Origin of the sequence: Kitasatospora sp. NPDC004615, from assembly GCF_042873545.1 — a bacterium.
Classification (GTDB): Bacteria; Actinomycetota; Actinomycetes; order Streptomycetales; family Streptomycetaceae; genus Kitasatospora.
This window is the reverse complement of the sequence record NZ_JBIALQ010000002.1, coordinates 835,190-859,210: the sequence shown is the minus strand read 5'-3', so window position 1 is coordinate 859,210 and position 24,021 is coordinate 835,190. Positions and strand designations below refer to the sequence as shown.

Below are 24,021 nucleotides of genomic sequence, written 5' to 3'. Positions count from 1 at the left end.
TCGGGTCAGGCCGGGTTGCCGGCCCTGGTGAAGCGGTCCGCGCCGACGATCCACTCACCGCGGCGCATCACCGCGGCGAGCTCGTAGGTGTCGGAGTCGAGGACGACCAGGTCGGCGTTCTTGCCTGCCTCCAGGGAGCCGAGGGTGTCGGCCAGGCCCATCAGCCGGGCCGGGACGGTGGACAGCGAGGTGACGGCCTGGTCCAGGGACAGGCCGAGCACGGTGACGGCGCGCCGGAAGGCGACGTCCAGGGTGAGGGTGGAGCCGGCGATGGAGCCGCCCTCGACGAGGCGGGCGACGCCGTTCTCGACCCGGACCTGGAGCGGGCCGAGCGGGTACATGCCGTCGCCCATGCCGGCCGCGCCCATCGCGTCGGTGATCAGCGCGACCCGCTCGGCACCGGCGGTGCCGTAGGCGAGTTCGAGCACCGAGGGGTGCAGGTGGATGCCGTCGTTGATCAGCTCGACGGTGACCCGCTCGTCCTCCAGCAGCGCGACGATCGGGCCGGGGGCGCGGTGCTGGATGCCCGGCATCGCGTTGAACAGGTGGGTGGCGACGGTGGCCCCGGCGTCGATCGCCTCCAGGGTGACCGCGTAGTCGGAGTCGGTGTGGCCGACGGCGGCGATGATGCCCCGGTCGGCGAGCATCCGGACGGACTCCAGGCCGCCGGGCAGCTCCGGGGCGAGGGTGAACATCTTCGCGTGGCCGCGGGCGGCGTCGGCGAGCTTGCGCACCAGCGCCGGGTCGGGGTCGCGCAGCAGGTCGGGGCGGTGGGCGCCGCACCGGTTGTGGGAGATGAACGGGCCCTCGAAGTGGATGCCGGCCAGGACGCCGTCCTCGACGAGTTCGGAGAGCACGGCCGCCTGGCGGCAGACCTCGTCGATCTCGCCGGTGACGGTGGAGGCCATCGTCGTGGTGGTGCCGTGTTCCAGGTGCGTGCGGGCGGCGGTGAGGGCCTCCTCGGCCACGCCGGACGCGTACGAGGCGCCGCCGCCGCCGTGCACGTGCAGGTCGACGAAGCCGGGGACGACGGTGTACCCGGTCAGGTCGAGGTCGCCGGGTGCCCGCTCGCCGCCGAGGTCCGCGATGCGCGGCCCCTCGACCGTGAGCCGGCCGCCTTCGATCACCCCGCCGGGAACGACGAGTCGGGCTCCGGCCAGTGCAGTACGGTCCGCGGTCACGCGGTCACCTCCATGGAGAGCAGATCCCAGGCGAGCAAACCGGCGCCCAGGGACGCGGCGGTGTCTTTGAGCATGGCCGGAACGACCTTCGGGGGCATCTGGAAGGTCAGGCGCTCGGTCACCGCCGCGCGCAGCGGCGTGAAGAGGGTGTCACCGGCCTCCGCCAGCCCGCCGCCGACGATCACCGTCGACGGGTCGAGCAGGCTCTGCGCGATCACGATGCCGTCGGCGAGCGCGTCCACCGCGTCCTGCCAGACCACCAGGGCCGCCGGGTCGCCGGCGTCGACGGCCAGCGCGCAGGCGGCGGCGTCGGCCTCGGGGTCGCCGGTGGCCTCGGCCCAGGCCCGGGACACCGCGGAGGCGGAGGCCAGGGTCTCCAGGCAGCCGCGGGCGCCGCAGCCGCACTGCGGGCCGCCGGGGCGGACCACCACGTGCCCGATCTCGCCGCCGTAGCCGTGGGCGCCGGCCTCGATCGTGCCGTGGATGCCGATCGCGCCGGCGATGCCGGTGCCGAGCGCGATGAACAGGAAGCGGTCGACTCCGCGACCGGCCCCGATCCGGCCCTCGGCGAGCCCGCCGGAGCGGACGTCGTGGCCGAGGGCGACGGGAATGTTGCCGAGGCGCTCGCCGAGCAGCTTGCGCATCGGCAGGTCCCGCCAGCCGAGGTTGGCGGAGAAGACCGCGATCCCGTTCCTCTCGTCGATCGTTCCCGGCACGGCGACGCCTGCCGCGAGGGGGGCGGCACCGAAGCGGGTGCGGCCCTCCTGCGCCAGGTCGGCGGCGAAGTCGAGGATGGTGGCGACGACGGCGTCGGTGCCGTGCTCCCGCCCGGTCGGTCGGCGTGCCTCGTACAGCACGGAGCCGTCCTGGGCGACCAGCGCGGCCTTCATGCCGGTGCCGCCTACATCGAGTGCGATGACGTGCTTCACGGGGGACAGTTTCCCTTGGCCAGGTCGAAGAGGTCTAGTCCAGTTGCTCGATTGGTCTGGTCCTGAGAGGTGAGCTTTGTCGCTCTTTGCCGACTCCTGGGGGTTTTCGGGGGCTTGGCGGACGGTCAGGTGAGGATGATCGAACGGGTCAGGTTGCGCGGCTCGTCCGGGTTCAGACCGCGGTGCGCGGCCAGCGCGACGGCCAGCTTGTGCACCCGGACCAGGTCGGCCAGCGGGTCCAGACCGCCCGCGCCCGAGTCGGCCACCAGCCGGCCGCCGACCGCCGCCACCTCGTCCGCCAGACCGGCCGGCAGCGCGCCGAACGCCCAGGCGGCGCGGCCCGGAGCGGTGATCGAGATCGGGCCGTGCCGGTATTCCATCGCCGGGTACGCCTCGGTCCAGGCCAGCGCGGCCTCGCGCATCTTCAGACCGGCCTCCTGGGCCAGGCCGTTGGTCCAGCCCGCGCCGAGGAAGGAGATCTGCTCCAGCTCGACCAGCTCCTGCGGCACCTGCCAGGCGACGGCACGCTCGGCGTCCGCGGCGGCCTCGGCGACGGTGGCGACGCCCACCGGGCGGGCCTCCTCCAGCTCCAGGTGGGCGCGGAGCAGGGCCAGCACGGTGGTGGCGAAGCGGGTCTGCACCACCGAGCGCTCGTCGGCGAAGCCCAGGTCGATCAGGTGGCCGGCGTCCGCGGCCACCGGCTTGTCCGGGCAGGCGGTGATCGCGGTGCTCGGCAGGTCGGTGTCGGCGAGCAGCCGCAGCACCTCGGTGGTGGTGCCGGAGCGGGTGATCGCCAGCACCCGGTCGTAGCGGCGGCCGTGCGGGAACTCGGAGGCGGCGAAGGCGTCGGTCTCGCCGTGGCCGCCGGACTCGCGCAGCGTGGCGTAGGCCTGTGCCATGAACCACGAGGTGCCGCAGCCGACCACGGCCACGCGCTCGCCGCGCTGCGGCAGGCCGGCCGGGCCGCTCGCCGCCAGCGCCGCGGCGGTGCGCCAGTTCTCGGGCTGGGTGGCGATCTCCTCGCCGGTCAGGGACGGGTGCGGCATGGGTGCGGACTCCTTCGGCTGTCACCGGACGGCGGCGTTCCCGCGGCGCATTCCTGCGAGCGGGCGAGCTGTGCGCAAATCTGATTGTTTTATAGCTGTTTCGCGCAGCATTGCGCAATGCATCCGCCGTGACTGCGGTGTGCGAAGCTGTCCCGACCGAGCCGCGGGGCGCGCGGTGGCGAGCGCGGAAGGAGCGGAACGGTGTCCAGGTACGAACGGTGGAACGCGCTGCTGGAACTGCTGGCCGAGCACGGCAAGTTGGACGTCGAGGAGGCGGCCGGCGCGCTGAATGTCTCGGCCGCGACCATCCGGCGCGACCTCGACCAGCTGGCCCGCCAGCAGATGGTCACCCGCACCCGGGGCGGCGCGGTGGCGCACAGCGTCTCCTACGATCTGCCGCTGCGCTACAAGACCGCCCGCAACGCCGACGCCAAGCAGCGGATCGGCGCCCTGGTGGCCGGCCTGATCGCGCCCGGCGAAGTGGTCGGCCTGAACGGCGGCACCACCACCACCGAGGTGGCCCGCGCCCTCGCCGTCCGCCCCGACCTGGCCGAGCACCCCGAGAACGGGCAGAGCCTCACCGTGGTCACCAACGCGCTCAACATCGCCAACGAGCTGACGGTCCGCCCGCAGGTGAAGATCGTGGTCACCGGCGGCGTCGCCCGCCCGCAGTCGTACGAGCTGATCGGCCCGCTGGCCGCCCAGGTGCTCGGCGAACTCACCCTGGACACCACGGTGCTGGGCGTGGACGCGATCGACGCCGAGCACGGCGCCACCGCCCACCACGAGGGCGAGGCGGCGGTCAACCGGCTGCTCGCCGAGCGGGCCCGCCGGGTGGTGGTGGCCGCCGACTCCTCCAAGCTGGGCCATCGCGCCTTCGCCCGGATCTGCGGCCTGGACCGGGTGGACATCCTGGTCACCGACGACCAGGTCCCCGACCCGGTGGCGGCCGCCTTCGCCGACGCAGGGGTCACCGTTCTGAAGGCGTGAACGTCCTATAATCGGACAGTTTCTGATGGTCCGTCACACTGAGCGCAACTGGATGTGACACTTCGTTAACTCCGTTCCGACAAGCCTGGACCGGGCCGTCGGACGCCTGTCAGGGTCACGCTGTAACCCTTACGAAGGCGGTCCATCCGTGAAGCGATCAGCGCTGCTCCCCCTGCCCATCGTCGGATCCCTGCTGCTCACCGGCTGCGGAGTCCTGGACATGTCGGGGGGTGTCACGCTCAACCTGGTCGCAGCCGACTACGGCGACAACGAGGCCAACTCCAGCTCGGTCTACTGGAACGACCTGGCCCGCCGCTTCGAGGCCGCCAACGCCGGCATCAAGGTCAAGGTCGACGTGGTCAGCTGGAACGACATCGACAAGCACCTCGCCGACCTGATCGCCAAGGGCAACACCCCCGACATCGCGCAGACCGGCGGCTACGCCGAGCAGGTCGCCGCCAACCGCCTCTACCCGGCCGGCGACGTGCTCTCCAACCGCACCCAGGTCAACCTGCTCGACTCCTTCGCCAAGGCCGGCCAGGTGCTCGGAAGCCAGTACGGCATCCCGTTCATCTCCTCCAGCCGGGTCTTCTTCTACAACAAGGACATCTTCGCCAAGGCCGGCATCGCCAACCCGCCCGTCACCTGGGACGACGTCCGCCGCGACGCCGAACTGATCAAGGCCAGGGTCCCCGGCGTCATCCCGTACGCGCTGCCGCTCGGCCCCGAGGAGGCCCAGGGCGAGGCGATGATCTGGACCATGAGCGGTGGCGGCGGACTCTCCGACGTCGCCGGCAACTACACCATCGACAGCCAGGCGAACCGCGCCACCTTCAACTGGCTGCGCACCAACCTGGTCGAGAAGCGCCTCACCTACGACGACCCGGCCAAGGTCGACCGCAAGGCCGCGTTCGCGGACTTCGGGGCCGGCAAGGCCGCCATGCTCAACGGCCACCCCGGGCTGATCAGCAAGGCCGTCGCGGGGAACATTCAGTACGGCACCGCGGTGATCCCGCGCAAGGACACCGGCGTCAAGCCCTCGACCCTCGGCGTCGCCGACTGGGTGATGGCGTTCAAGGCGAACGGCCACCGGGCGGAGATCAAGAAGTTCCTCGACTTCGCCTACACGAAGGAGAACACCATCAAGTTCGACGAGCAGTACAACATGCTGCCCGTCACCCAGGACACCCTCGAGGAGATGTCCGCCAACCCCGGGCACAAGGACCTCAACGAGTTCCTCAACGCGCTGCCGAGCGCCAACTTCTACCCGCTCGGCGACCCGTCCTGGGACAAGGTCTCCAGCATGCTCAAGCAGCGCATCGGCGAGGCCGTGCGGCCCGGCACGACGGACGTGCTCGGCGACCTCCAGTCCGCCGCCGCGGCCGAGGCGTCGCGGGCCCGCAAGGGCTGACGGCCGCGGCGCGGCGCCCGGCCGGGGGCTGACGGTCCTGGTGCTTAGCCTGGACGCATGGCCGAACTGACCGACCGCGACCGGGCGGTACTCGAACTGGAAGCACGCGGGTGGCGGACCGCCGGCGCCAAGGAACAGGCGATCCGGCAGGAACTCGGCATCTCCGCCACCCGCTACTACCAGCTGCTCAACGCCCTGCTCGACCGGCCGGAGGCACTCGCCCACGCACCCGTCCTGGTCAACCGGCTGCGGCGGGTGCGGCAGGGGCGGCGTGACGCCCGGTAGTGACGCGATCAGGGCCCGCCGGGGGCCCCGGCCGGGTAGCGTCGGGGCCATGGGAATTGCTGAGCAGATCACGTCCCAGGCAGGGCGGACCGGACTGGCGGGCCTGCTCGCCGACCCGCGCTCCGCGGTCGTGGGACTCGACTTCGACGGCACGCTCGCCCCGATCGTCGCCGACCCCGAGAGGGCCCGCGCCCACCCCGGCGTCGTCCCCGCCCTCACCGCGCTCGCCCCGCTGGTCGGCTCGGTCGTCATCGTCACCGGCCGGCCCGCGGCGACCGCTGCCGCGTACGGCGGCTTCGGGGCTGTCGCCGGGCTCGAACACCTCACCGTCCTCGGCCACTACGGCGCGGAACGCTGGGACGCGCGGACCGGTGCCGTCACGGCGGCGCCGGCGCCGCCGGGGGTTGCTGCCGTTCGGGGCGAACTTCCTTCGCTGCTGGGGGAGTTGAAGGCTGCCGGCGGCGTTTCCGTGGAGGACAAGGAACGGGCGCTGGCGGTGCACACCCGGCGGGCGGACGACCCCGACGGTGAACTCGCGCGCCTGCGCGCCCCGTTGGCCGAACTGGCCGCGCGGCACGGCCTGGTGGTCGAACCCGGCCGGATGGTCCTCGAACTGCGCCCGCCCGGCGTCGACAAGGGCGTCGCCCTGCGGAAGTTCCTCGCCGAACGGGAAGCCGGGCCGGTGCTGTTCGCGGGCGACGATCTCGGGGACGTCGCCGCGTACGAGGAGGTCGAGTCGCGCCGGAAGGACGGCCACCCCGGCCTGCTGGTGTGCAGCGGCCCCGTCACCGGCGAGGCCCCCGTCCGCGAGCTGGCCGATCGCGCGGACCTGGTGGTGGCGGGGCCGGCGGGGGTGGTGGACCTGCTCAGTGAGCTGGCGGAGCTGTTGGGCGCGTAAGCGGGGGTGCGACAAGCGCAAGCCCGCTTACGCGCCCAACCGCTCCTACAGCGCGTGGAGCTGGTCCAGGAACCACTGCTGTGGAGGCAGTGCCGTTGCCGCGGACGCCAGGCGCTTGGTGCGGTCGGCGCGGTCGGCGGGGGGCATGGTGAGGGCCTGGGCCAGGGCGTCGGCGGTGGCGATGACGTCGAAGGGGTTGATGGTGATCGCGTCGTCGGCGAGTTCCGCGTGGGCGCCGGCCTCGCGGGAGAGGACCAGGGCGCAGCCGTGGTCGGAGACGACGGGGACTTCCTTGGCGACCAGGTTCATGCCGTCGCGGACGGGGTTGACCAGGGCGACGTCGGCGAGCCGGTACGCGGCGAGGGAGCGCGGGAAGTCGTCGTCGACGTGCAGGATGAGCGGCTGCCAGTCGGCGGTGGCGAACTCGGCGTTGATCTCCTCGGCGAGCCGCCGCACTTCGGCGGTGTACTCGCGGTACTCGGCGAGGTCGGTGCGCGAGGGGTAGGCGAAGGCGATGTGGACGACCCGGTCGTGCCATTCGGGGCGGGTGCGCAGCAGGTGCCGGTAGGCGAGCAGGCCGCGGACGATGTTCTTGCTGAGTTCGGTGCGGTCGACCCGGACGATGGTGCGCCGGTCGCCGACGGCTTCGCGCAGGGCGGCGAGGCGTTCGTCGACGTCGGGCCGGTGGGCGCGTTCGCGCAGGAACGCGGCGTCGGCGCCGAGGCCGTGGACGCCGAGCCGGGTGGTGCGGCCGGCGTACGTGACGGCGAGGACGTCGCGGTCGACGCTCGCGCCGAGGACGGCTTCGCAGCAGTCGGCGAAGGCGAGGGCCCAGCGGCGGGTGAGGAAGGCGGCGCGGTCGGCGCCGAGGATGCCGCGGAGGACTTCGGCGGCGACGTCGTCGGGCAGCAGCCGGTAGTACTCGGGCGGCGCCCAGGGGGTGTGCGAGAAGTGGCCGATGCGCAGGTCGGGGCGGAGTTCGCGGAGCAGCGCGGGGGTCAGCGAGAGGTGGTAGTCCTGCACCAGGACGGCGGCGCCGGGGGCGGCCTCGGCGGCGAGGGCCTCGGCGAAGGCGGTGTTGTAGGCCCGGTAGGCGGCCCATTCGGTGCGGAAGCCGGCGTCGAAGGCGGGTTTGGTGGGGATGTCGTACAGCAGGTGGTGGACGAACCACAGGGTGGAGTTGGCGACGCCGTTGTAGGCAAGGGCGAAGGTCTCCGGATCGATGTCCAGCATCCGGACGGCCTGTCCGCCGACGTCGTGGCCGGCCCGGTCGAGGCGCCCGTCGGGGGCCTGCCGGGCGGCGGTGCGGTCGGCGTCGGAGAGGGCGGCGCAGACCCAGACGGCGTTCGGGTCGTCGATCGCGGAGAGCCCGGAGACCAGGCCGCCGCCGCCTCTGCGGAGGCTCAGCGTGCCATCGTCCTCCGTGCGGAAGGACACCGGGCCGCGGTTGGAGGCCACCAGGATCGGGGCGGCTCCGGACTGCGTGGGGCGTTCGGACGCGTGATCGGCCATACAGCCAACCTTGCCGTGCGACCAGCCGACCAAACCACCCGGCGCGGCCCGCGACGGGTGAACGGCGGGCGTCAGCCGCGATGGCCGGTCGGCGGGCCGGAGTCGCGGGCGGGCAGGAAGTCGGGCAGCCACGGCGGGCGGCCGTCCGGGCACTTCCCGGGCAGGTACCACCCGCGCGGCGGGGTGAGGTTGTGCTCCAGGTCGACGGCGGCGACGGCGAGTGCGGTGAGCAGGGCGGCGAAGGCCGCGGCGAGCGCCCGGGTGAGCAGGCCGGGGGAGCGGCGGGTGAGGTACAGGGCGAGCAGGACGGCGAGGGGCGGCAGGAACAGGTAGCCGCACTCGTACGAGTTGAGCAGGTTGAACCGGGCGTCGTCGGTCAGGTCGTAGGTGACCGGCCGGGCCATGTTCAGGCAGTCGGACCAGGTGTCCTCGATCAGCCGCAGCACCCGGGACTCGACCGTGAAGCCGAGGACGGGCGCGAGCAGCAGGGCGAGGCAGCCGATGCCGGCGCCGGAACCGGAAGCGGCGGGCGCGGGTTCGGCTTCCGGGGTGGGGTCCATGCCGGGACGGACGTGGGGTGGCGGTCAGCGGTTGCGGTACTCGGGGACGGTGATCATCGGGGGGCGTTCGGCGGCGGGGACGGGGTGGGTGCGGGGGGTGAAGCCGGTGGCGGTGCGGGTGTACTGGGTGAGCAGGGGGCGGACGAGGTCGGGGTCGGCCTTGAGGCGGTGGGCGCGGTCGAGGCGTTCCAGGGCGGTGCGGTAGATGGTGGCGGCCATCCGGCCGAGGGCCTGGCCGTCCTGGTGGCGGTGGTGCCGGACGCCGACGTCGACCTGGGCCAGCGCGTCGAGCCCGACCAGTTCCAACGCGTCGACCAGCAGGCCGAGTTCGACGCCGTAGCCGGTCGGGAAGGGCAGCTGTTCGAGCAGGCTGCGGCGGGCCGCGTACTCGCCGCCGAGCGGCTGGACGAAGCCGGCCAGCTGCGGCCAGTGCAGGTTGAGCAGGGGGCGGGCGACCAGTTCGGTGACCCGGCCGCCGCCGGCCGGGACGACGGCGCCGTCGGCCTCGAACGGGCGGTCGTACATGGCCTTGACCAGGTGCAGGTCGGGGTCGGTGAGCAGGGGGCCGATGATGCCGGAGACGAACGCCGGGTCGAATTCGCGCAGGTCGGCGTCGATGTAGCAGACGATCGCGCCGCTGCTGGCGAGCAGTGAGCGCCACAGCACCTCGCCCTTGCCGGGGGCGGCGGGCAGCCGGGGCAGGATGGCGTCGCGGTGCACCACCCGGGCGCCGGCGGCGGCCGCGGCGGCGGCGGTGCCGTCGACCGAGCCGGAGTCGACCACCAGCAGTTCGTCGACCAGCGGGACGCGTTCCATCAGTTCGGTGCGGATGGTGGTGACGATCTCGCCGACGGTGGGTTCCTCGTCCAGGGCGGGCAGCACCACGCTGACGGTGCCGGCCGGGCCGGCGGCGCGTTTGGCGGCGAGCAGCCGGTCGAGCGGCCGGTCGGTGGCCGTCCAGGACCGGCGGCGCAGCCAGTCGGCCACTTCCGGCAGTATCCCGGGCTCGGGCTGCTCGGCCAAGATCTCGCTCCCTGTCTCGCTCTGTCTCGGTTGTCGGACGGTGGGGTTCGACCGCACCGGCCTTCCGTTACAGTCTTCGTACTGCGCTCGGACCTTCGCACGCCGGGGTCGCTCGCAGCGTACGACCACAACTTCATACAGCTCATCCAGAGGGACTGAGGGAACGGCCCGTTGAAGTCCCGGCAACCCTCCCGCGCGGCCCAGCAGGCCCGGCGGGACAGGTGCCAATTCCGGCCCGGGCGCGACCGCGCCCCGGGGAAGATGAGGAGAAAGGGCCTCGCCATCATGGCTGTTGACACCCCCGCACCTGCCGCCGTCGACCTCGGTCCGGCCACCGCACTGTCCTGTCGCGAGTGCGGCACCCGCTTCCCGCTCGGCCCGAGCTTCGCGTGCCTGGAGTGCTTCGGCCCGCTGGAGATCGCCTACGACTACGCCGGCTACGACGCCGAGGAACTGCGCAAGCGGATCGAGGCCGGCCCGGCGTCGATCTGGCGCTACGCCCCGCTGCTGCCCGTCCCCGCCGACGTCGCGGGCAAGCCGAACCTGAACCCGGGCTGGACCCCGCTGGTGAAGGCCGACAACCTGGGCCGCGAGCTGGGCTTCACCGCGCAGCTGCACATCAAGGACGACTCCGGCAACCCCACCCACTCGTTCAAGGACCGGGTGGTGGCCTGCGCGATCGAGGCCGCCCGCGCCTTCGGGTTCACCACGCTGTCCTGCTCGTCCACCGGCAACCTGGCGGGCGCGGTGGGCTCCGCCGCGGCCCGGGCCGGCTTCAAGTCCTGTGTGTTCATCCCGCACGACCTGGAGCAGGGCAAGGTCGTGATGGCCGGGGTGTACGGCGGCGAGCTGGTCGGCATCGACGGCAACTACGACGACGTGAACCGGTTCTGCTCGGAGCTGATCGGCGACCCGGCCGGCGAGGGCTGGGGCTTCGTCAACGTCAACCTGCGCCCCTACTACGGCGAGGGCTCCAAGACCCTGGCGTACGAGATCTGCGAGCAGCTCGGCTGGCGGCTGCCCGAGCAGATCGTCATCCCGATCGCCTCCGGCTCCCAGCTCACCAAGATCGACAAGGGGCTTCAGGAGCTGATCAAGCTCGGCCTGGTCGAGGACCGCCCCTACAAGATCTTCGGCGCCCAGGCCGAGGGCTGCTCCCCGGTCTCCGCCGCCTTCAAGGCCGGCCGCGACGTGATCAAGCCGGTCAAGCCGGACACCATCGCCAAGTCGCTGGCGATCGGCAACCCCGCCGACGGCCCGTACGTGCTCGACATCGCCCGCCGCACCGGCGGTGCCGTCGAGGACGTCACCGACGCGCAGGTGGTCGAGGCGATCAAGCTGCTGGCCCGCACCGAGGGCATCTTCGCCGAGACCGCGGGCGGCGTCACCGTCGGCGTGCTGAAGAAGCTGGTCGAGACCGGGCAGCTCGACCCGAGCAAGGAGACCGTCGCGATCAACACCGGCGACGGCCTGAAGACCCTCGACGCGGTCGCCGACTCCGGCATGACCGCCGTGATCCGCCCGACGCTGGAGTCCTTCCGCGCCGCCGGTCTCGTCTCCGCCTGATCCCCCCACGACTTTCTTCTAGGAGCACCCCCATGAGCGCCACCGTCCGCATCCCCACCATCCTCCGCACCTACACCGGCGGCGCCGCCGAGGTGACCGCCGAGGGCGCCACCCTGGCCGCCGTCATCGCCGACCTGGAGGCGAACCACACCGGCATCGCCGCCCGCCTGCTGGACGACACCGGCAAGCTGCGCCGCTTCGTGAACGTGTACGTCAACGACGACGACGTGCGCTTCGCCGAGGGCCTGGAGACCGAGATCAAGGACGGCGCCTCGGTGTCGATCATTCCGGCGGTGGCCGGCGGCTGCTGAGGCAGCTCCGGGCGGCCGGTGGGGCCGCCCCGCGTATTCGTTCCGCCGCCGTCGGGCGCGGGCTCGGAATTCGATTTCCGAGCCGCCCGGCGGCGGCTTCGCACATCGGCCGGGCGCGCGGGCAGCCGTGATTCCGACCTGGCGGGTCGCTGGAATTCCCGCGTTCGCGGGGGAGTAGAGTGCCGGTGGAGCCGTTCCCCGCCACGGCCCGTTCCAATCCTCGATTTTTCCCGCACCGCACCTCGCGCCGGCCCCGTCCCGTCCCGCGCTCTGAGACATGCGCCGGACCGTTCACCGCCCGACCTGTCAGGCCGCCGTCAGAATTCTTTCGACGATTTGCGGCGACACGTCCGTTATGTCCGGTGGCAATTGTCGGGCCATATACCTTTCGACCCGTCATATCCGGTGTGGGGTACGGACTTTCCGTGAAATTAGGGCCTGTTGCAGAGGGCGCATATCCGGATACATTCAGCCGCGACACGAGGCTGCGCCGTGCGGGGGGGAGTCCCCACAGGCCGGCCTTCCAGACCTCCGGGTCCGCGTCCCGCGGATCTCTGAAGGGCCAGCACAGCACAAGGGGAGTTCGGAATGGCTCAGGGCACCGTCAAGTGGTTCAACGCCGAGAAGGGCTACGGCTTCATCGCGGTCGACGGTGGAGCGGACGTGTTCGTCCACTACAGCGCGATCCAGATGGACGGCTACCGCACCCTGGAAGAGGGCCAGCGGGTCGAGTTCGAGATCTCGCAGGGTCAGAAGGGTCCGCAGGCCGACATGGTCCGCGCCGCCGGCGCCTGACGGCCCGGTAGACCGCACACACCACAGCTATGACCCGGCAGGTCCGGCCCCGGCGCGACGCGTCCGGGTCCGGGCCTGTCGGCGTTCCCGGGCCTGCCTGCGGGTTTCCCGGGAGGGGCGTCGGAGCGCGGCGAATGGGCTTGCACTCGACACCCCCGAGTGCTAATCATTGGCGTTAGCACTCACAGCGTGAGAGTGACAACGGACCGGGCCGGTGAGGCCCCGGAAGCGGTAGGGGACGAGACCCCCGCTCTCCTGGGCCGTCCGTCGCGGGCACCCCCTTGGTCCGAGCAGTCGACCGTGTCCCGGAGGACCACTTCTAATGGCCAAGATCATCGCCTTTGACGAGGAAGCCCGCCGCGGCCTTGAGCGTGGCATGAACCAGCTTGCCGACGCCGTGAAGGTCACGCTCGGCCCCAAGGGTCGCAACGTCGTTCTGGAGAAGAAGTGGGGCGCCCCCACCATCACCAACGACGGTGTCTCCATCGCCAAGGAGATCGAGCTCGAGGACCCGTACGAGAAGATCGGCGCCGAGCTCGTCAAGGAGGTCGCCAAGAAGACCGACGACGTCGCGGGTGACGGCACCACCACCGCCACCGTGCTGGCCCAGGCGCTCGTCCGCGAGGGTCTGCGCAACGTCGCCGCCGGCGCCAACCCGATGGCCCTGAAGCGCGGTATCGAGAAGGCCGTCGCCGCCGTCTCCGACCAGCTGCTGGCCCAGGCCAAGGACGTGGAGACCAAGGAGCAGATCGCCTCCACCGCCTCCATCTCGGCCGCCGACACCCAGATCGGCGAGCTCATCGCCGAGGCCATGGACAAGGTCGGCAAGGAAGGCGTCATCACCGTCGAGGAGAGCAACACCTTCGGCCTGGAGCTCGAGCTCACCGAGGGCATGCGCTTCGACAAGGGCTACATCTCCGCCTACTTCGCCACCGACCTGGAGCGCATGGAGACGAGCTTCGAGGACCCGTACATCCTCATCGCCAACTCCAAGATCTCCTCGGTCAAGGACCTGCTCCCGCTGCTGGAGAAGGTCATGCAGAGCGGCAAGCCGCTCGTCATCATCGCCGAGGACGTCGAGGGCGAGGCCCTGTCGACCCTGGTCGTGAACAAGATCCGCGGCACCTTCAAGTCCGTCGCCGTCAAGGCCCCGGGCTTCGGCGACCGCCGCAAGGCCATGCTGGGCGACATCGCCATCCTGACCGGCGGCACCGTGATCTCCGAGGAGGTCGGCCTCAAGCTCGAGAACGCCGGCGTCGACCTGCTGGGCACCGCCCGCAAGGTCGTCATCACCAAGGACGAGACCACCATCGTCGACGGTGGCGGCGACAGCGACCAGGTTGCCGGTCGCGTCAACCAGATCCGCGCCGAGATCGAGAACTCCGACTCGGACTACGACCGCGAGAAGCTCCAGGAGCGCCTCGCCAAGCTGGCCGGCGGCGTGGCCGTCATCAAGGCCGGCGCGGCCACCGAGGTCGAGCTCAAGGAGCGCAAGCACCGCATCGAGGACGCGGTGCGCAACGCCAAGGCCGCCGTCGAGGAGGGCATCGTCGCCGGTGGTGGCGTCGCCCTGCTGCAGGCCGGTGTCGCGTTCGAGAAGCTGGAGCTGGACGGCGACGAGGCCACCGGTGCCAACATCGTCCGCGTGGCGCTCGAGGCCCCGATCAAGCAGATCGCCACCAACGCCGGCCTCGAGGGCGGCGTCGTGGTCGAGAAGGTTCGCAACCTGCCCGCCGGCCACGGCCTGAACGCCGCGACCAACGAGTACGTCGACCTGATCGCCTCCGGCATCATCGACCCCGCCAAGGTCACCCGCTCCGCCCTGCAGAACGCCGCCTCCATCGCGGCGCTGTTCCTCACCACCGAGGCCGTCATCGCCGACAAGCCGGAGAAGGCCTCCGCGGCCGCCGGCGGCGGCATGCCGGGCGGTGACATGGACTTCTGATCCGACCTCACCGGTTGGATCGGTCAGTCTCACGCCGTGAGGGCGGTCTCCTTCGGGAGGCCGCCCTTGCGGCGTTTCCGGGTCGTGGCGGCGGTTTGGGACAATGGGCGGATGTCCAGCAACGAGATCGAAGCCGCCCTGCACAGCGCCCGCGCGCTGATCCTCGCCGACCTCACCGCGCGGGACGTCGCCGACGCCGCGATCGTCTCGCTGGTCGAGGACGCCGTCACCCACCGCCGCTGGTGGCTCGAACAGTGGCCGGACGGCTGCGAGTTCGTGCTCGGGCTGATCGCGCAGGACGTGCAGGACGCGCTGCTGGAGTCGTACGGGCGGTGGCCGTTGTGCGCGGCTTGTGCGGCGGAGGACGACCCGCACGCGCTGGGCGTGGAGCCGGAGTTGGGGGCGGATCCGCACTGGGTGTGCGGCAAGAAGGGTCTGATCGTCGCGGCGGTGGGGGAGCTCGACTGACAGCAGGCGCTTCGCATCCGCTCGCGCCCCTGGTCTCGCGCCCGCACAGTTTTCGCGCCCGCCCTCTTACCCGGCCAGCTCGTTGAGCTCGTGCTGCATGTTCGCCCGCGCCTGCGCGTCGTAGCGGGCGTGGGCCTCGGGGGTGCGGTAGAGGGCGGGGAGGGCGAGGAGGTGGTGGAGGATCGTGGTGCGGCCCTCGCGGAAGGCGTTCGGGGGGACGAAGGAGTATTCGTCGCGGATGGCGGCGGTGTAGGCCGCGTAGCGGTCGGGGGGTGAGCCGAGGACGGCGAGGTCGGCGTCGCAGAGGACTTCGCCGTTGTGGTCGCCGGGCGCGGGGTGGTGGGTGACGGTGAGTCGGACCAGGCGGTCGACCTCGTGGACCAGGGGTTCGGGCAGGCCCGCCTCGCGTAGGGCGCGGCAGGCGAGGGCGGCGCTGCGTTCTTCGTTCTCGGAGCGGTCGGGCCGGTAGACGGCGTCGTGGAACCAGGCGGCCAGCCGGACGGCGTCCGGGTTCTCGGCGTGGTCGGCGAGTTCGTCGATCCGGTCCAGGACGGCCCGCAGGTGGTCGGTGGTGTGGTAGCGGCGCTGCGGTTCGGCCCAGCGGGCGAGCAGGTCGCGGGCGTAGGGCTCCGGGTCGACGGTGGCGCCGCAGCGCGTGAGCAAGGCGTGCCAGCGCTCGGACAGCGATGCGGTCATGACGGTCATTCTGCTCCCTGCCGGTGGTGCGGCGGCATGGTTCGGCCCGCGATGTGATCCAGACTATATGTAGTTCACCGACTTATGACGCAGACTTGAGTAGTCGTCGCTCGAAGGCTATACATACTCGGTATGCAAGACGTTCCGCTGTTCCGAGGGGGAGCCATGACCGGATCGAGCGCGCAGGCCGTGCTGCGCCTGGAGGGAGTCGGCCGGGTGCACGGCCGGGGCGAGGCCCAGGTGCACGCCCTGCACCCGATCGACCTGGAAGTGCGGGCCGGGGAGTTCCTGGCCGTGATGGGGCCGTCCGGCTCCGGGAAGTCCACGCTGCTCGCTCTGGCCGGCGGCCTGGACCGCCCGTCGGTCGGCCGGGTGCTGGTCGAGGGCACCCCGCTGGAGGGGCTGAGCCGGGCCAAGTTGGCCGATGTGCGTCGCCGCTCGGTCGGCTACGTGTTCCAGTCGTACAACCTGATTCCGTCGCTGACGGCGGCCGAGAACATCTCGCTGCCAAGGGAGTTGGACGGCGTCTCCGCCCGGACCGCCCGCGCGGAGGCACTGGTCGCGCTGGAGGAGCTGGGGATCGCCCAACTCGCCGACCGGTTCCCGGAGGACATGTCCGGCGGCCAGCAGCAGCGGGTCGCGATCGGCCGGGCGCTGGCGGGTGAGCGCCGGCTGGTGCTCGCCGACGAGCCGACCGGCGCGCTCGACTCGGCCACCGGCGAGGCCGTGCTGCAGGTGCTGCGTTCGCGCTGCGACGCCGGCGCCGCCGCCATGATGGTCACCCACGACCCCACGCATGCGGCCTGGGCGGACCGGGTGGTGTTCCTCCGGGACGGCCGGTACCTCCGCGAGGCGGCGCAGCGCACCGAGGCCGGCCGATGAGCGCCTGGCGGGCGGTGCTGCGGATGGCGCGCCGCGACGCCCTGCGGGCCAAGGGCCGCAGCGCCCTGGTGGTCGCGATGATCGCGCTGCCGGTGCTCGGCGCGACCGGCGTGGACGTGGTGCACCGCAGCGGGCAGCTCAGCGCCGCCGAGCGCTCCGACCGGCTGATGGGCCGTTCCGACGCGCTGATCGGCGCCTACGACCCGGGCCGGAGCATCGAGCAGGCGGTGTTCCCGGCCGACGGCGTCCGCACCCTGCCGGTGCGCCCGGACAACCAGACGCCCGAGCAGAAGCGCGCCGTCGGCACCGAACCGACCGTGCTGCTCGGCGAGTTGCTCCCGAAGGGCAGCACCCTGATCCCGGCCCGCACCGGCCCGGTGGCGTCCGTGCAGACCCACGACGGCCTGGCCCCCGTCGACACCTTCGAGGCCGATCTGACCGGCGAGCTCTGGCAGGGCCGGCTGAACCTGGTCTCCGGCCGGGCCCCCGCCGCCGCCCACGAGGCCGCCGCCACCCGGGCGTTCCTCACCGGCACCGGCCTGCGGATCGGCGACCGGGTCACCGTCCGCGGCCTGGAGTCCACCCCGTTCACGCTGACCGGCACCGTCGAACTCCCCGGTGACCTGAACAAGTCCGAACTGGTCGCCCGCCCCGGCGAGTTGTACCAGCAGCTGGACGCCGCGCAGGTCACCGCCGGACTCGCCCCGCAGAACCCGGGCGCCGAGCAGGCCGCCGCCAACAAGGCCGCCTGGCTGGTCCGGCTGCCCGCCGGGGCGAGCCTCGGCTGGGAGCAGGTCCGCGAACTCAACCGCTACGGCTACACCCTGGCGAGCCGCCAGGTCGCCGCCCACCCGCCGGCCGACGTGCCGGCCGTGGAGGAGGCCGTCGGCGCGCAGGACGCCCGCGAACGCCGGTTGATGACGGTCGCCACCACCGCCGCGATGGCCCTGTTGGAGGTCGCGCTGCTGGCCGGCCCCGCCTTCGCGGTCGGCGCCCGGCGGGCCCGCCGCCAGCTCGCCCTGTTCGGCGCGGCCGGCGGCCGCCCCGGACACGTCCGGGCCGTGGTGCTCGGCGGCGGACTGGTGCTCGGCGCGGCCGGCGCGGTGCTCGGCACCGTGGTCGGCGCCGCCCTGGTCGCCGTGCTGCGCACCCGGATCGAGGAGTGGGGCGGCAGCCGGTTCGGCGGGCTCACCCTGAACCCGTCCGACCTGCTGGGGATCGCCGCCGTCGGCATGGTCACCGCGCTGCTGGCCGCCCTGCTGCCCGCCCTGCAGGCCGGACGCCGCGAAGTGCTCGACGGCCTGACGGACCGGGACCCGGTGCGCCGCTCCGCCCGCTGGACGCCACTGCTCGGCCTGGCGGTCGTGCTGGCCGGCATCGGACTCGCGCTGTACGGCGCGGTGGCCGCCCCGACCGGCGGGATGCCGGTGGTCGCCGGACTGTCGACGCGCACCCTGTCGGTGCTGGGCGGCGCCACGCTCGCCGAACTCGGCCTGCTGCTGTTCACCCCGCTGCTGCTCGCCCTGCTCGGCAGGCTCGCCCGCCTGCTGCCGGTCGGCCCGCGGCTCGCGCTGCGCGACACCGCCCGGCACCGCTCCCGCACCGGCCCCGCGGTCGCCGCCGTGCTGGCCGCCGTCGCCGGAGCCGTCGCGGTCGGCGTGCACACCGCGGGTGCCGAGGCCCAGGACCGCGCCTCCTACCGGCTGGAGCAGCCCGTCGGCGCCGTCAGGCTCACCCTGCACGGCGACGCCGACACCATGCCCCAGCTGCGCACCGCCATCGTCCAGGACATCCCGGACCTCGGGGAGCGCGCCGACCTGTACGAGGCCAACTACGTGTTCTGCGAGGGCTGCTCCAGCGTGGTGTCCGCGGAGGGCGGGCAGCGCTACGGCCGGGACGTCACCAGGTCGGTCGTGGTCGGCGACGCCAAGGTGCTGCGCAACCTGCTGGCGGTGCGCGACCAGGCCGCCGAGACGGCGCTGCTCGCCGGGAAGGCCGTGGTCACCGACCCGTCCTACCTGCACGACGGCAAGGCGGTGCTGCGGATGCTGGGCAACAACATGGAGCCCAAGGACGTCACCGTCGACGCCGTCCTGCTCGAACGGCCCGCCGCGCAGCGCTACGCGCCGCTGGTGATCTCGCCCGACGCGATCCGCGGACTCGGTCTGAAGGTCGTGCCGGCCGGGGCGATCTGGCTGCCCACCACGCCCGTCACCGACCGGGCCCAACAGCGGGCCGCCGCCACCGTCGCCCGACTCGCCCCGCACTCCGAGTTCGGCGTGGAACGCGGCTTCCGGCCGCAGAGCAGCGTGGTGCAGGTCGCGCTCAGCGGCTTCGCCGCCCTGGTGGTGCTCGGCGCGGCCGTGGTCTCCACCGCGCTGGCCGCCGACGACGCCCGCCGCGAACGCGTCCTGCTGTCCGCGATCGGCGCCCGGCCGCGCACCCGGCGCACCGTCGCCGGGCTCCAGGCCGGACTGATCTCGCTGCTCGGCGCCCTGCTCGGCACCGTCAGCGGCTTCGTCCCCGCGTACGCCCTGCTGCGCTCCCGGGTGGCCGGGGCGCTGGGCGCACCCGCCGTGCTGAACCCCGCCGACATCCCGTGGGCCACCATCGCGCTGTTCGCCCTGGCGCTGCCGGTGCTGGCCGGCCTGCTCGGCGCGCTGCGCCGGGACGACCCCGCGGGATGGCGCGGATAGGCAGGTCGGCGATATATGTAGTCGTATGACTGAACGCGCCATGCAGGAACCCACCCTGCTGCTGCTCACCGCCCTAGCGGACGCCCCCCGGCACGGATACGCGCTGATCCAGGAAGTCGACGCGATCTCCGGGGGGCGGGTGAAGCTCCGCACCGGAACCCTGTACGGCGCCCTCGACCGGCTGCTCCAGCAGGGCCTGATCGAGGTCGCCGCCGAGGAGATCGTCGACGGCCGGGCCCGCCGCACGTACTCCCTCACCGAATCCGGCCGCGGTGTCCTGGCCACCGAGGCCGAACGGCTGCGCACCGTCGCCGCCGAGGCGCAGCGCCGCCTCGGCGGCGCCGTCCGTCCGCGGGGGGCGACCGCATGAACATGGCCCTGCGCACCGCCCTCGCGCTCTACCCCGCCCGCTACCGCCGCGACCGGGGCGCCGAACTCGCCGAGGTGTTCGCCGACACCACCGCCGGCTCCGGCCGCCTCGCCACCGCCCGCGAGGCCCTCGACCTCGCCACCTACGGCCTGCGGCTGCGCACCGGCCTGACCGAGACCGCGCTCCCCGGCCGCCTGCTGGTCGCCGCCGCCCCGCTGCTGGCCGGCACCGTGCTCGGCCTCGGCACCCTGCCCGGCGCCGGCGACTGGCGGGAGTACGGGATCACCGGCGCCGCCCACGCCGGAACGGACCTCCCGTGGGCCCAACTGGTGGAGAACCTCGCCGTGCTGGGCCTCGTCGTCGTCCCGGTGCTGCTGGCCGCCGCCGCCGTGTTCGGCGCCTGGCGGGCCGTCCGACTGCTCGGCGCCGTGGTGGCGCTGCTCGGCACCGTCCGGATCGGGTACGCCGCGCTGGACCTGTTCGGCCCGCAACCCGGCGTCGGATGGTTCTTCCTGTACTCCGCCACCGTCCTGCTGCCGTACCTGCTGGGCGGCCTGCTGCTGGCCGTCGCACCGACCGGCCCGGGCGACTCCCGCGGCCGGGCCGACCGGCTGCTGGTCCTGGCCGGCGCGGCCGCCGGATTCGCCCTGACCCGGGCCCAGGGCTACTACGACACCCGCTACCTGATGGACGGCTGGTGGCCGACCGCGCTGCTGCTGCTCCCGCTGCTGCTGATGCTGTTCGCCGCCCGCGACCGGCTGCTGCCCGCCGCGCTCGGCGTCGCGCTGCTGCCGCTGACCGTCGCGTTCAGCCTGTTCTCGCTCTGGGAGCAGCTCGGCGGAGTGTGGCGGGCCGCGCCCTACGCGCTCGCGACCGGGCTGGCGCTGCTGGCGGCGTTCCGACTGCTCGCCTCCACCCGCCCGACGGAGCGTCAGATCGCTGCCCCGCTGGGCTGAACGGGGAGGGAAGCGGGCGAACGGGGCGCCGGCGGGGAGCGAACGGAGGAGGACGCGGGGCCGAACGGACGAGGGGGGTCGCCCGGGGCGGACCGATGTGGCAGGCTATCGGATATGTCTAGACCAATGTTCGAAGTGATCGCGCTGACCGCCCAGGACGCCAGGGCCGCCGAGTCGGGCGGCGCGGACCGCCTCGAACTGGTCACCGACATGGCCGCCGACGGGCTCACCCCCACCGTCCAGGACTTCGCCGCGATCCGCGCCGCCGTCTCGCTCCCGCTCCGCGTCATGCTCCGCATCCGCGACGGCTTCACCCCCGGCGACCTCGACCTGCTGCTGACCCGGACCGCCGCGCTGCGCGCCGAGGGCGCGGACGAGTTCGTCTTCGGCTTCCTCACCCCCGATGGTGCGGTGGATCTGGACGCGACCCGAACCGTCGCCGACGCCGTCACCGGCTGCCGCTGGACGTTCCACCGGGCCATCGACCACAGCACCGACCGCTCCGAGGTCCGCGCCGCCGTCGCCGACCTGCCCGGACTCGACACCTTCCTCACCTCCGGCGCCCCGGCGGGCGTCGACGCCGGGCGGGAAGTCCTCCTCGGCGAACTCGCCAAGTCCGGCAACCCCGGCTACCGCCAGCAGATCCTGGTCGGCGGCGGCCTCCGCGCCGAGCACGTTCCCGAACTGCGTGCGGCCGGCTTCGACGCGTTCCACATCGGCGGGGCGGCGCGAACTGGGGGCTGGGCGGGGGCGGTGGACGCGGCACGGGTCGCGGAATGGCGGGAGCTCATCGGGGATTAGAGGTGCACAACCAGGGGCGCGGGGAACTGCGCGACAAGCGCATACCCGTCCGTCAGGTCGCGATCAAGTGCAGGTCACTGTCCTGCGTCGCGATCTTGCGGGTGGGTGCCTTCCGCTTCGCGCAGTTCCCCGCGCCCCTGGTGGCTTACGTCAGCTCGTTCGGCATCGGGTCCGTGTGGAGCACCGTCAGCCCCGAGACCGCGCGCGTCAATGACACGTAGAGGCGGCGCAGCCCCGTGCGGTGGTCGGGTTCGCCGGCGATGATCGCGGTGGGTTCGTCGAGGACGACGTAGTCGTATTCGAGGCCCTTGGCGAGGGAGGCGGGGACGAGGGTCAGCCGGGCGTCGGCGGTGGTTTCGGTGCCGGGTTCCAGGCAGGGCAGCCCTGCGGCTCCGAGCATCTCGGCGAGGGCGGGGATGCGCGCGTCGGCGGCGATCAGGCCGACGGAGCCCTCGTGGCGGAGGGCGTCCTGGCAGGCGGCGAGGACGGCTTCGTCGCGCCCGGCGGGGACGTGGCGGATGGTGAGGGAGCCCGGGGTGTCGCGGACGGAGGTCGCGGGGGCCAGGCCGGGGGCGATCGCGGGGAGGAGGCGGGAGGCGTAGGCGATGACCTCGCCGGGGACGCGGAAGCCCTGGGTGAGTTCCTCGATGTGGGCGCCGTCCTTGCCGAGGTGGTGCAGGGCTTCCTGCCAGCTGTCGGTGGCCCAGGGGGTGGTGCCCTGGGCGAGGTCGCCGAGGACGGTCGCGGAGCCCGTGGTGCAGCGGCGGCCGACGGCCCGGTACTGCATGGGGGAGAGGTCCTGGGCCTCGTCGACGACCACGTGGCCGAGCGAGGCGGTGCGGTGGACGAGGTCGGTGGTCTCGTCGATCAGGACGGCGTCGGCGGCGGACCAGGGTGCGGTGCGGGCGGAGCGCGGCGCCTTGGCCCACAGGATGGTGGCCTGTTCGTCGGCGTCCAGGATGCCGTCTGCCGCGGCGGCCAGGAATTCGGCGTCGCTCAGCAGGCGGTGCACCAGTTTCACCGGGTCGACGGCGGGCCAGCTGGCCTTGACGACGGCCTTGACGGCGGTGTTGCGGGCCACCGCGTCCTGCACCCGGTCGTCGGGGGCCTCGCCGCCGTGTTCCATCTTGACCAGGACGGCGTGCGCGATCCGCTGCGGGAGGGCCTCGGCGGCAGCCCCGTAGCGAATGTCGCGGTCCATCAACTCGCGGACGATTTCCTCGAGTTCGTAGGCCGGAACGCGCCAGCGGCGGGAGCCGCGGACCACCACGCAGGGCTCGGTGGGGACGGTGATCCCGGCCCGGACGGCGTTGCGCAGGACCTGGGCCATTCGGGCGTCGCCCTTGATCCGGGCGGTGTCGGCGGTGTCGGTGCCGCGCACCTCGACGTGGCCGACGAGTTCCTGCACGGTGGCCTGGGCGACGTCCAACTCGCCGAGGGCGGGCAGGACTTGCTCGATGTACTGGAGGAAGGACCGGTTCGGGCCGACCACCAGGGTGCCGGTGCGGGCGAGCCGCTCGCGGTGCGCGTACAGCAGGTAGGCGACACGGTGCAGGCCGACGGCGGTCTTCCCGGTGCCGGGGGCGCCCTGGACGCAGACGGTGCCGGTGATGTCGGCGCGGACGATCTCGTCCTGCTCGGGCTGGATGGTGGCGACGATGTCGCGCATCGGGCCGACGCGGGGCTTCTCGATCTCCGCGGCGAGCAGTGCGGAGCGGGTGTCGCCCTCGTCGGGGTCGGACAGGTTCTCGTCCTCGTAGGCCGTCAACTCGCCACCGGTGTAACCGAATCGGCGGCGCTTGGCGACGTCCAGCGGGTCCTTGCGGCTGGCCCGGTAGAACGGCTGGGAGACCGGGGCGCGCCAGTCGATCACCATCGGGTCGCCGTCGGCGTCGTGGACGTGCCGGCGTCCGATGTAGAACTGCTCGCCGCCGCTGCCCTCGGACTCGGCCTCGCTGATCGCGTGCAGGTAGTCCAGCCGGCCGAAGAACAGCGGGGTGTGCGCGAGGTCGGCGAGCGCCTTGATGCGGTCGTCGATCTGCCTCTGCAGCACCCGCGCGGACACCCAGGTGCCGGTGACGTCACGCAGGTCGAGCGCCTCGACGTCCTCGCGCATCGCCTTCAGCGCGGCCCGGGAGGCGGCCAGGTGGGAGCGTTCGCGGCCCAGCGGGTCGGTGTCGGCGGCGAACGTGTCGGTGGGGGTGAGGGAGTGCACGGCGGACCTTCCCGGCCGCCCGGCATCCAGGGGCGGCGGACTCGTCTTGGCTCACGGTGAAGGACACCGGCCGGTTTCCGAGCGGCCGGCACCTCCCACGGCTGCCGACGCGGCACCACGGTTCGGGAGGGCAGACGGACGATCCTAGACCCGCCGCTGCCCGGGAGCGAATCCGTTTTCTCAGGGACGACCCTCCCCCCACCCCTGGGGGATCACCCCCTGACGGGCGTAGGGGTCGGTCCACCTTCAGGACGACCAACTGCCCGCCAGGTACGGCCTTCCGGTTGATGCCCGCCGACCGCCCCCGGACCCACCATGGAGACATGACGAACGAACGAATGAACCCGCAGGTCAACGGCGCCCACAGTGTCTCGGAGCGCCGCCGGGGCCCGGTGGCCGCCGCCTTCCGCAACGTCGGCATCGTCCTCGACACCGCCGCGCGCGTCCTCTTCCTCGGGCGCGACGGCGTCAAGATGTAGCCCCTC

At 72.8% G+C, this 24,021-nt stretch carries 23 protein-coding genes and 1 riboswitch; of the genes, 15 read left to right on the top strand and 8 right to left on the bottom strand.

Features of this window, described 5'->3' with window-relative positions:
- Positions 1 to 5 precede the first annotated feature (5 nt).
- The 3 genes from nagA to ACFYS8_RS10700 form a co-directional block, all read right to left on the bottom strand.
- Positions 6 to 1,181, bottom strand: a complete 1,176-nt coding sequence (gene nagA / locus ACFYS8_RS10710; RefSeq protein WP_387638666.1) for an N-acetylglucosamine-6-phosphate deacetylase — start codon at positions 1,179 to 1,181, stop codon at positions 6 to 8.
- The gene (locus ACFYS8_RS10705) at positions 1,178 to 2,110 is read right to left on the bottom strand and encodes an ROK family protein (protein WP_387638663.1); all 933 of its coding nucleotides are present in this window, start codon (positions 2,108 to 2,110) and stop codon (positions 1,178 to 1,180) included. The genes nagA and ACFYS8_RS10705 overlap by 4 nt, the downstream gene beginning before the upstream one ends.
- Before the next feature lie 125 nt (positions 2,111 to 2,235).
- A complete protein-coding gene (locus tag ACFYS8_RS10700) occupies positions 2,236 to 3,156 on the bottom strand; it encodes an SIS domain-containing protein (protein ID WP_387638660.1) in 921 nt (306 codons plus the stop codon).
- Between the two features lie 201 nt (positions 3,157 to 3,357).
- Here ACFYS8_RS10700 and ACFYS8_RS10695 point away from each other — a divergent pair, with 201 nt between their 5' ends.
- The 4 genes from ACFYS8_RS10695 to otsB all read left to right on the top strand — a co-directional run bounded on the left by ACFYS8_RS10695 (position 3,358) and on the right by otsB (position 6,740).
- Positions 3,358 to 4,146: a DeoR/GlpR family DNA-binding transcription regulator gene (locus tag ACFYS8_RS10695; RefSeq protein WP_387638658.1), complete on the top strand. Its 789-nt coding sequence runs from the start codon at positions 3,358 to 3,360 to the stop codon at positions 4,144 to 4,146.
- Positions 4,147 to 4,294: 148 nt separating this feature from the next.
- Complete coding sequence (locus ACFYS8_RS10690; RefSeq protein WP_387638656.1) at positions 4,295 to 5,557, top strand: extracellular solute-binding protein; 1,263 nt, start codon at positions 4,295 to 4,297, stop codon at positions 5,555 to 5,557.
- A gap of 57 nt (positions 5,558 to 5,614) precedes the next feature.
- Positions 5,615 to 5,842 carry a DUF3263 domain-containing protein gene (locus ACFYS8_RS10685; RefSeq protein ID WP_387638653.1) on the top strand — a complete coding sequence of 76 codons (228 nt, stop codon included), beginning with the start codon at positions 5,615 to 5,617 and terminating at the stop codon, positions 5,840 to 5,842.
- Positions 5,843 to 5,891: 49 nt separating this feature from the next.
- Positions 5,892 to 6,740 carry a trehalose-phosphatase gene (gene otsB, locus ACFYS8_RS10680; RefSeq protein WP_387638651.1) on the top strand — a complete coding sequence of 283 codons (849 nt, stop codon included), beginning with the start codon at positions 5,892 to 5,894 and terminating at the stop codon, positions 6,738 to 6,740.
- 45 nt (positions 6,741 to 6,785) lie between these two features.
- On the opposite strand, the gene ACFYS8_RS10675 is transcribed toward otsB, so the two are convergent.
- From ACFYS8_RS10675 to ACFYS8_RS10665, 3 genes are all read right to left on the bottom strand, one after another.
- On the bottom strand, positions 6,786 to 8,252 hold the full coding sequence (locus ACFYS8_RS10675) for a trehalose-6-phosphate synthase (RefSeq protein WP_387638649.1): 1,467 nt from the start codon (positions 8,250 to 8,252) through the stop codon (positions 6,786 to 6,788).
- Positions 8,253 to 8,323: 71 nt separating this feature from the next.
- Positions 8,324 to 8,812, bottom strand: coding sequence for a hypothetical protein (locus ACFYS8_RS10670; RefSeq protein WP_387638647.1), 489 nt, complete (start codon positions 8,810 to 8,812; stop codon positions 8,324 to 8,326).
- A 24-nt stretch (positions 8,813 to 8,836) separates the two neighbouring features.
- Positions 8,837 to 9,811, bottom strand: a complete 975-nt coding sequence (locus tag ACFYS8_RS10665; RefSeq protein WP_387638905.1) for a glucosyl-3-phosphoglycerate synthase — start codon at positions 9,809 to 9,811, stop codon at positions 8,837 to 8,839.
- Between the two features lie 163 nt (positions 9,812 to 9,974).
- Positions 9,975 to 10,103: riboswitch (SAM riboswitch) on the top strand.
- Between the two features lie 17 nt (positions 10,104 to 10,120).
- Between ACFYS8_RS10665 and thrC the strand changes: the two genes are divergently transcribed.
- The 5 genes from thrC (at position 10,121) to ACFYS8_RS10640 (ending at position 14,920) form a co-directional block, all read left to right on the top strand.
- Positions 10,121 to 11,401, top strand: a complete 1,281-nt coding sequence (gene thrC / locus ACFYS8_RS10660; RefSeq protein WP_387638645.1) for a threonine synthase — start codon at positions 10,121 to 10,123, stop codon at positions 11,399 to 11,401.
- Positions 11,402 to 11,433: 32 nt separating this feature from the next.
- Entirely contained in the window at positions 11,434 to 11,712 is a 279-nt protein-coding gene (locus tag ACFYS8_RS10655; protein WP_387638643.1) for a MoaD/ThiS family protein, read from the top strand.
- Positions 11,713 to 12,300: 588 nt separating this feature from the next.
- Positions 12,301 to 12,507, top strand: coding sequence for a cold-shock protein (locus tag ACFYS8_RS10650; protein WP_014137493.1), 207 nt, complete (start codon positions 12,301 to 12,303; stop codon positions 12,505 to 12,507).
- A 322-nt stretch (positions 12,508 to 12,829) separates the two neighbouring features.
- The gene (gene groL, locus ACFYS8_RS10645) at positions 12,830 to 14,452 is read left to right on the top strand and encodes a chaperonin GroEL (RefSeq protein WP_387638638.1); all 1,623 of its coding nucleotides are present in this window, start codon (positions 12,830 to 12,832) and stop codon (positions 14,450 to 14,452) included.
- 111 nt (positions 14,453 to 14,563) lie between these two features.
- Entirely contained in the window at positions 14,564 to 14,920 is a 357-nt protein-coding gene (locus tag ACFYS8_RS10640) for a hypothetical protein (protein ID WP_387638636.1), read from the top strand.
- A gap of 66 nt (positions 14,921 to 14,986) precedes the next feature.
- On the opposite strand, the gene ACFYS8_RS10635 is transcribed toward ACFYS8_RS10640, so the two are convergent.
- A complete protein-coding gene (locus tag ACFYS8_RS10635) occupies positions 14,987 to 15,616 on the bottom strand; it encodes a hypothetical protein (protein WP_387638634.1) in 630 nt (209 codons plus the stop codon).
- A gap of 165 nt (positions 15,617 to 15,781) precedes the next feature.
- On the opposite strand from ACFYS8_RS10635, the gene ACFYS8_RS10630 reads away from it, so the two are divergent.
- The 5 genes from ACFYS8_RS10630 (at position 15,782) to ACFYS8_RS10610 (ending at position 21,321) form a co-directional block, all read left to right on the top strand.
- Positions 15,782 to 16,498: an ABC transporter ATP-binding protein gene (locus ACFYS8_RS10630; RefSeq protein WP_387638631.1), complete on the top strand. Its 717-nt coding sequence runs from the start codon at positions 15,782 to 15,784 to the stop codon at positions 16,496 to 16,498.
- Positions 16,495 to 19,194, top strand: a complete 2,700-nt coding sequence (locus tag ACFYS8_RS10625) for an ABC transporter permease (protein WP_387638628.1) — start codon at positions 16,495 to 16,497, stop codon at positions 19,192 to 19,194. The genes ACFYS8_RS10630 and ACFYS8_RS10625 overlap by 4 nt, the downstream gene beginning before the upstream one ends.
- Before the next feature lie 25 nt (positions 19,195 to 19,219).
- Complete coding sequence (locus tag ACFYS8_RS10620; protein ID WP_387638625.1) at positions 19,220 to 19,564, top strand: PadR family transcriptional regulator; 345 nt, start codon at positions 19,220 to 19,222, stop codon at positions 19,562 to 19,564.
- Complete coding sequence (locus ACFYS8_RS10615; RefSeq protein WP_387638622.1) at positions 19,561 to 20,520, top strand: hypothetical protein; 960 nt, start codon at positions 19,561 to 19,563, stop codon at positions 20,518 to 20,520. The genes ACFYS8_RS10620 and ACFYS8_RS10615 overlap by 4 nt, the downstream gene beginning before the upstream one ends.
- A gap of 114 nt (positions 20,521 to 20,634) precedes the next feature.
- Positions 20,635 to 21,321, top strand: coding sequence for a copper homeostasis protein CutC (locus ACFYS8_RS10610; RefSeq protein ID WP_387638619.1), 687 nt, complete (start codon positions 20,635 to 20,637; stop codon positions 21,319 to 21,321).
- A gap of 145 nt (positions 21,322 to 21,466) precedes the next feature.
- Here ACFYS8_RS10610 and ACFYS8_RS10605 read toward each other — a convergent pair whose 3' ends face one another.
- A complete protein-coding gene (locus ACFYS8_RS10605) occupies positions 21,467 to 23,536 on the bottom strand; it encodes a HelD family protein (protein WP_387638618.1) in 2,070 nt (689 codons plus the stop codon).
- A 323-nt stretch (positions 23,537 to 23,859) separates the two neighbouring features.
- On the opposite strand from ACFYS8_RS10605, the gene ACFYS8_RS10600 reads away from it, so the two are divergent.
- Complete coding sequence (locus ACFYS8_RS10600) at positions 23,860 to 24,015, top strand: hypothetical protein (protein WP_387638615.1); 156 nt, start codon at positions 23,860 to 23,862, stop codon at positions 24,013 to 24,015.
- The last annotated feature ends 6 nt before the right edge of the window (positions 24,016 to 24,021 follow it).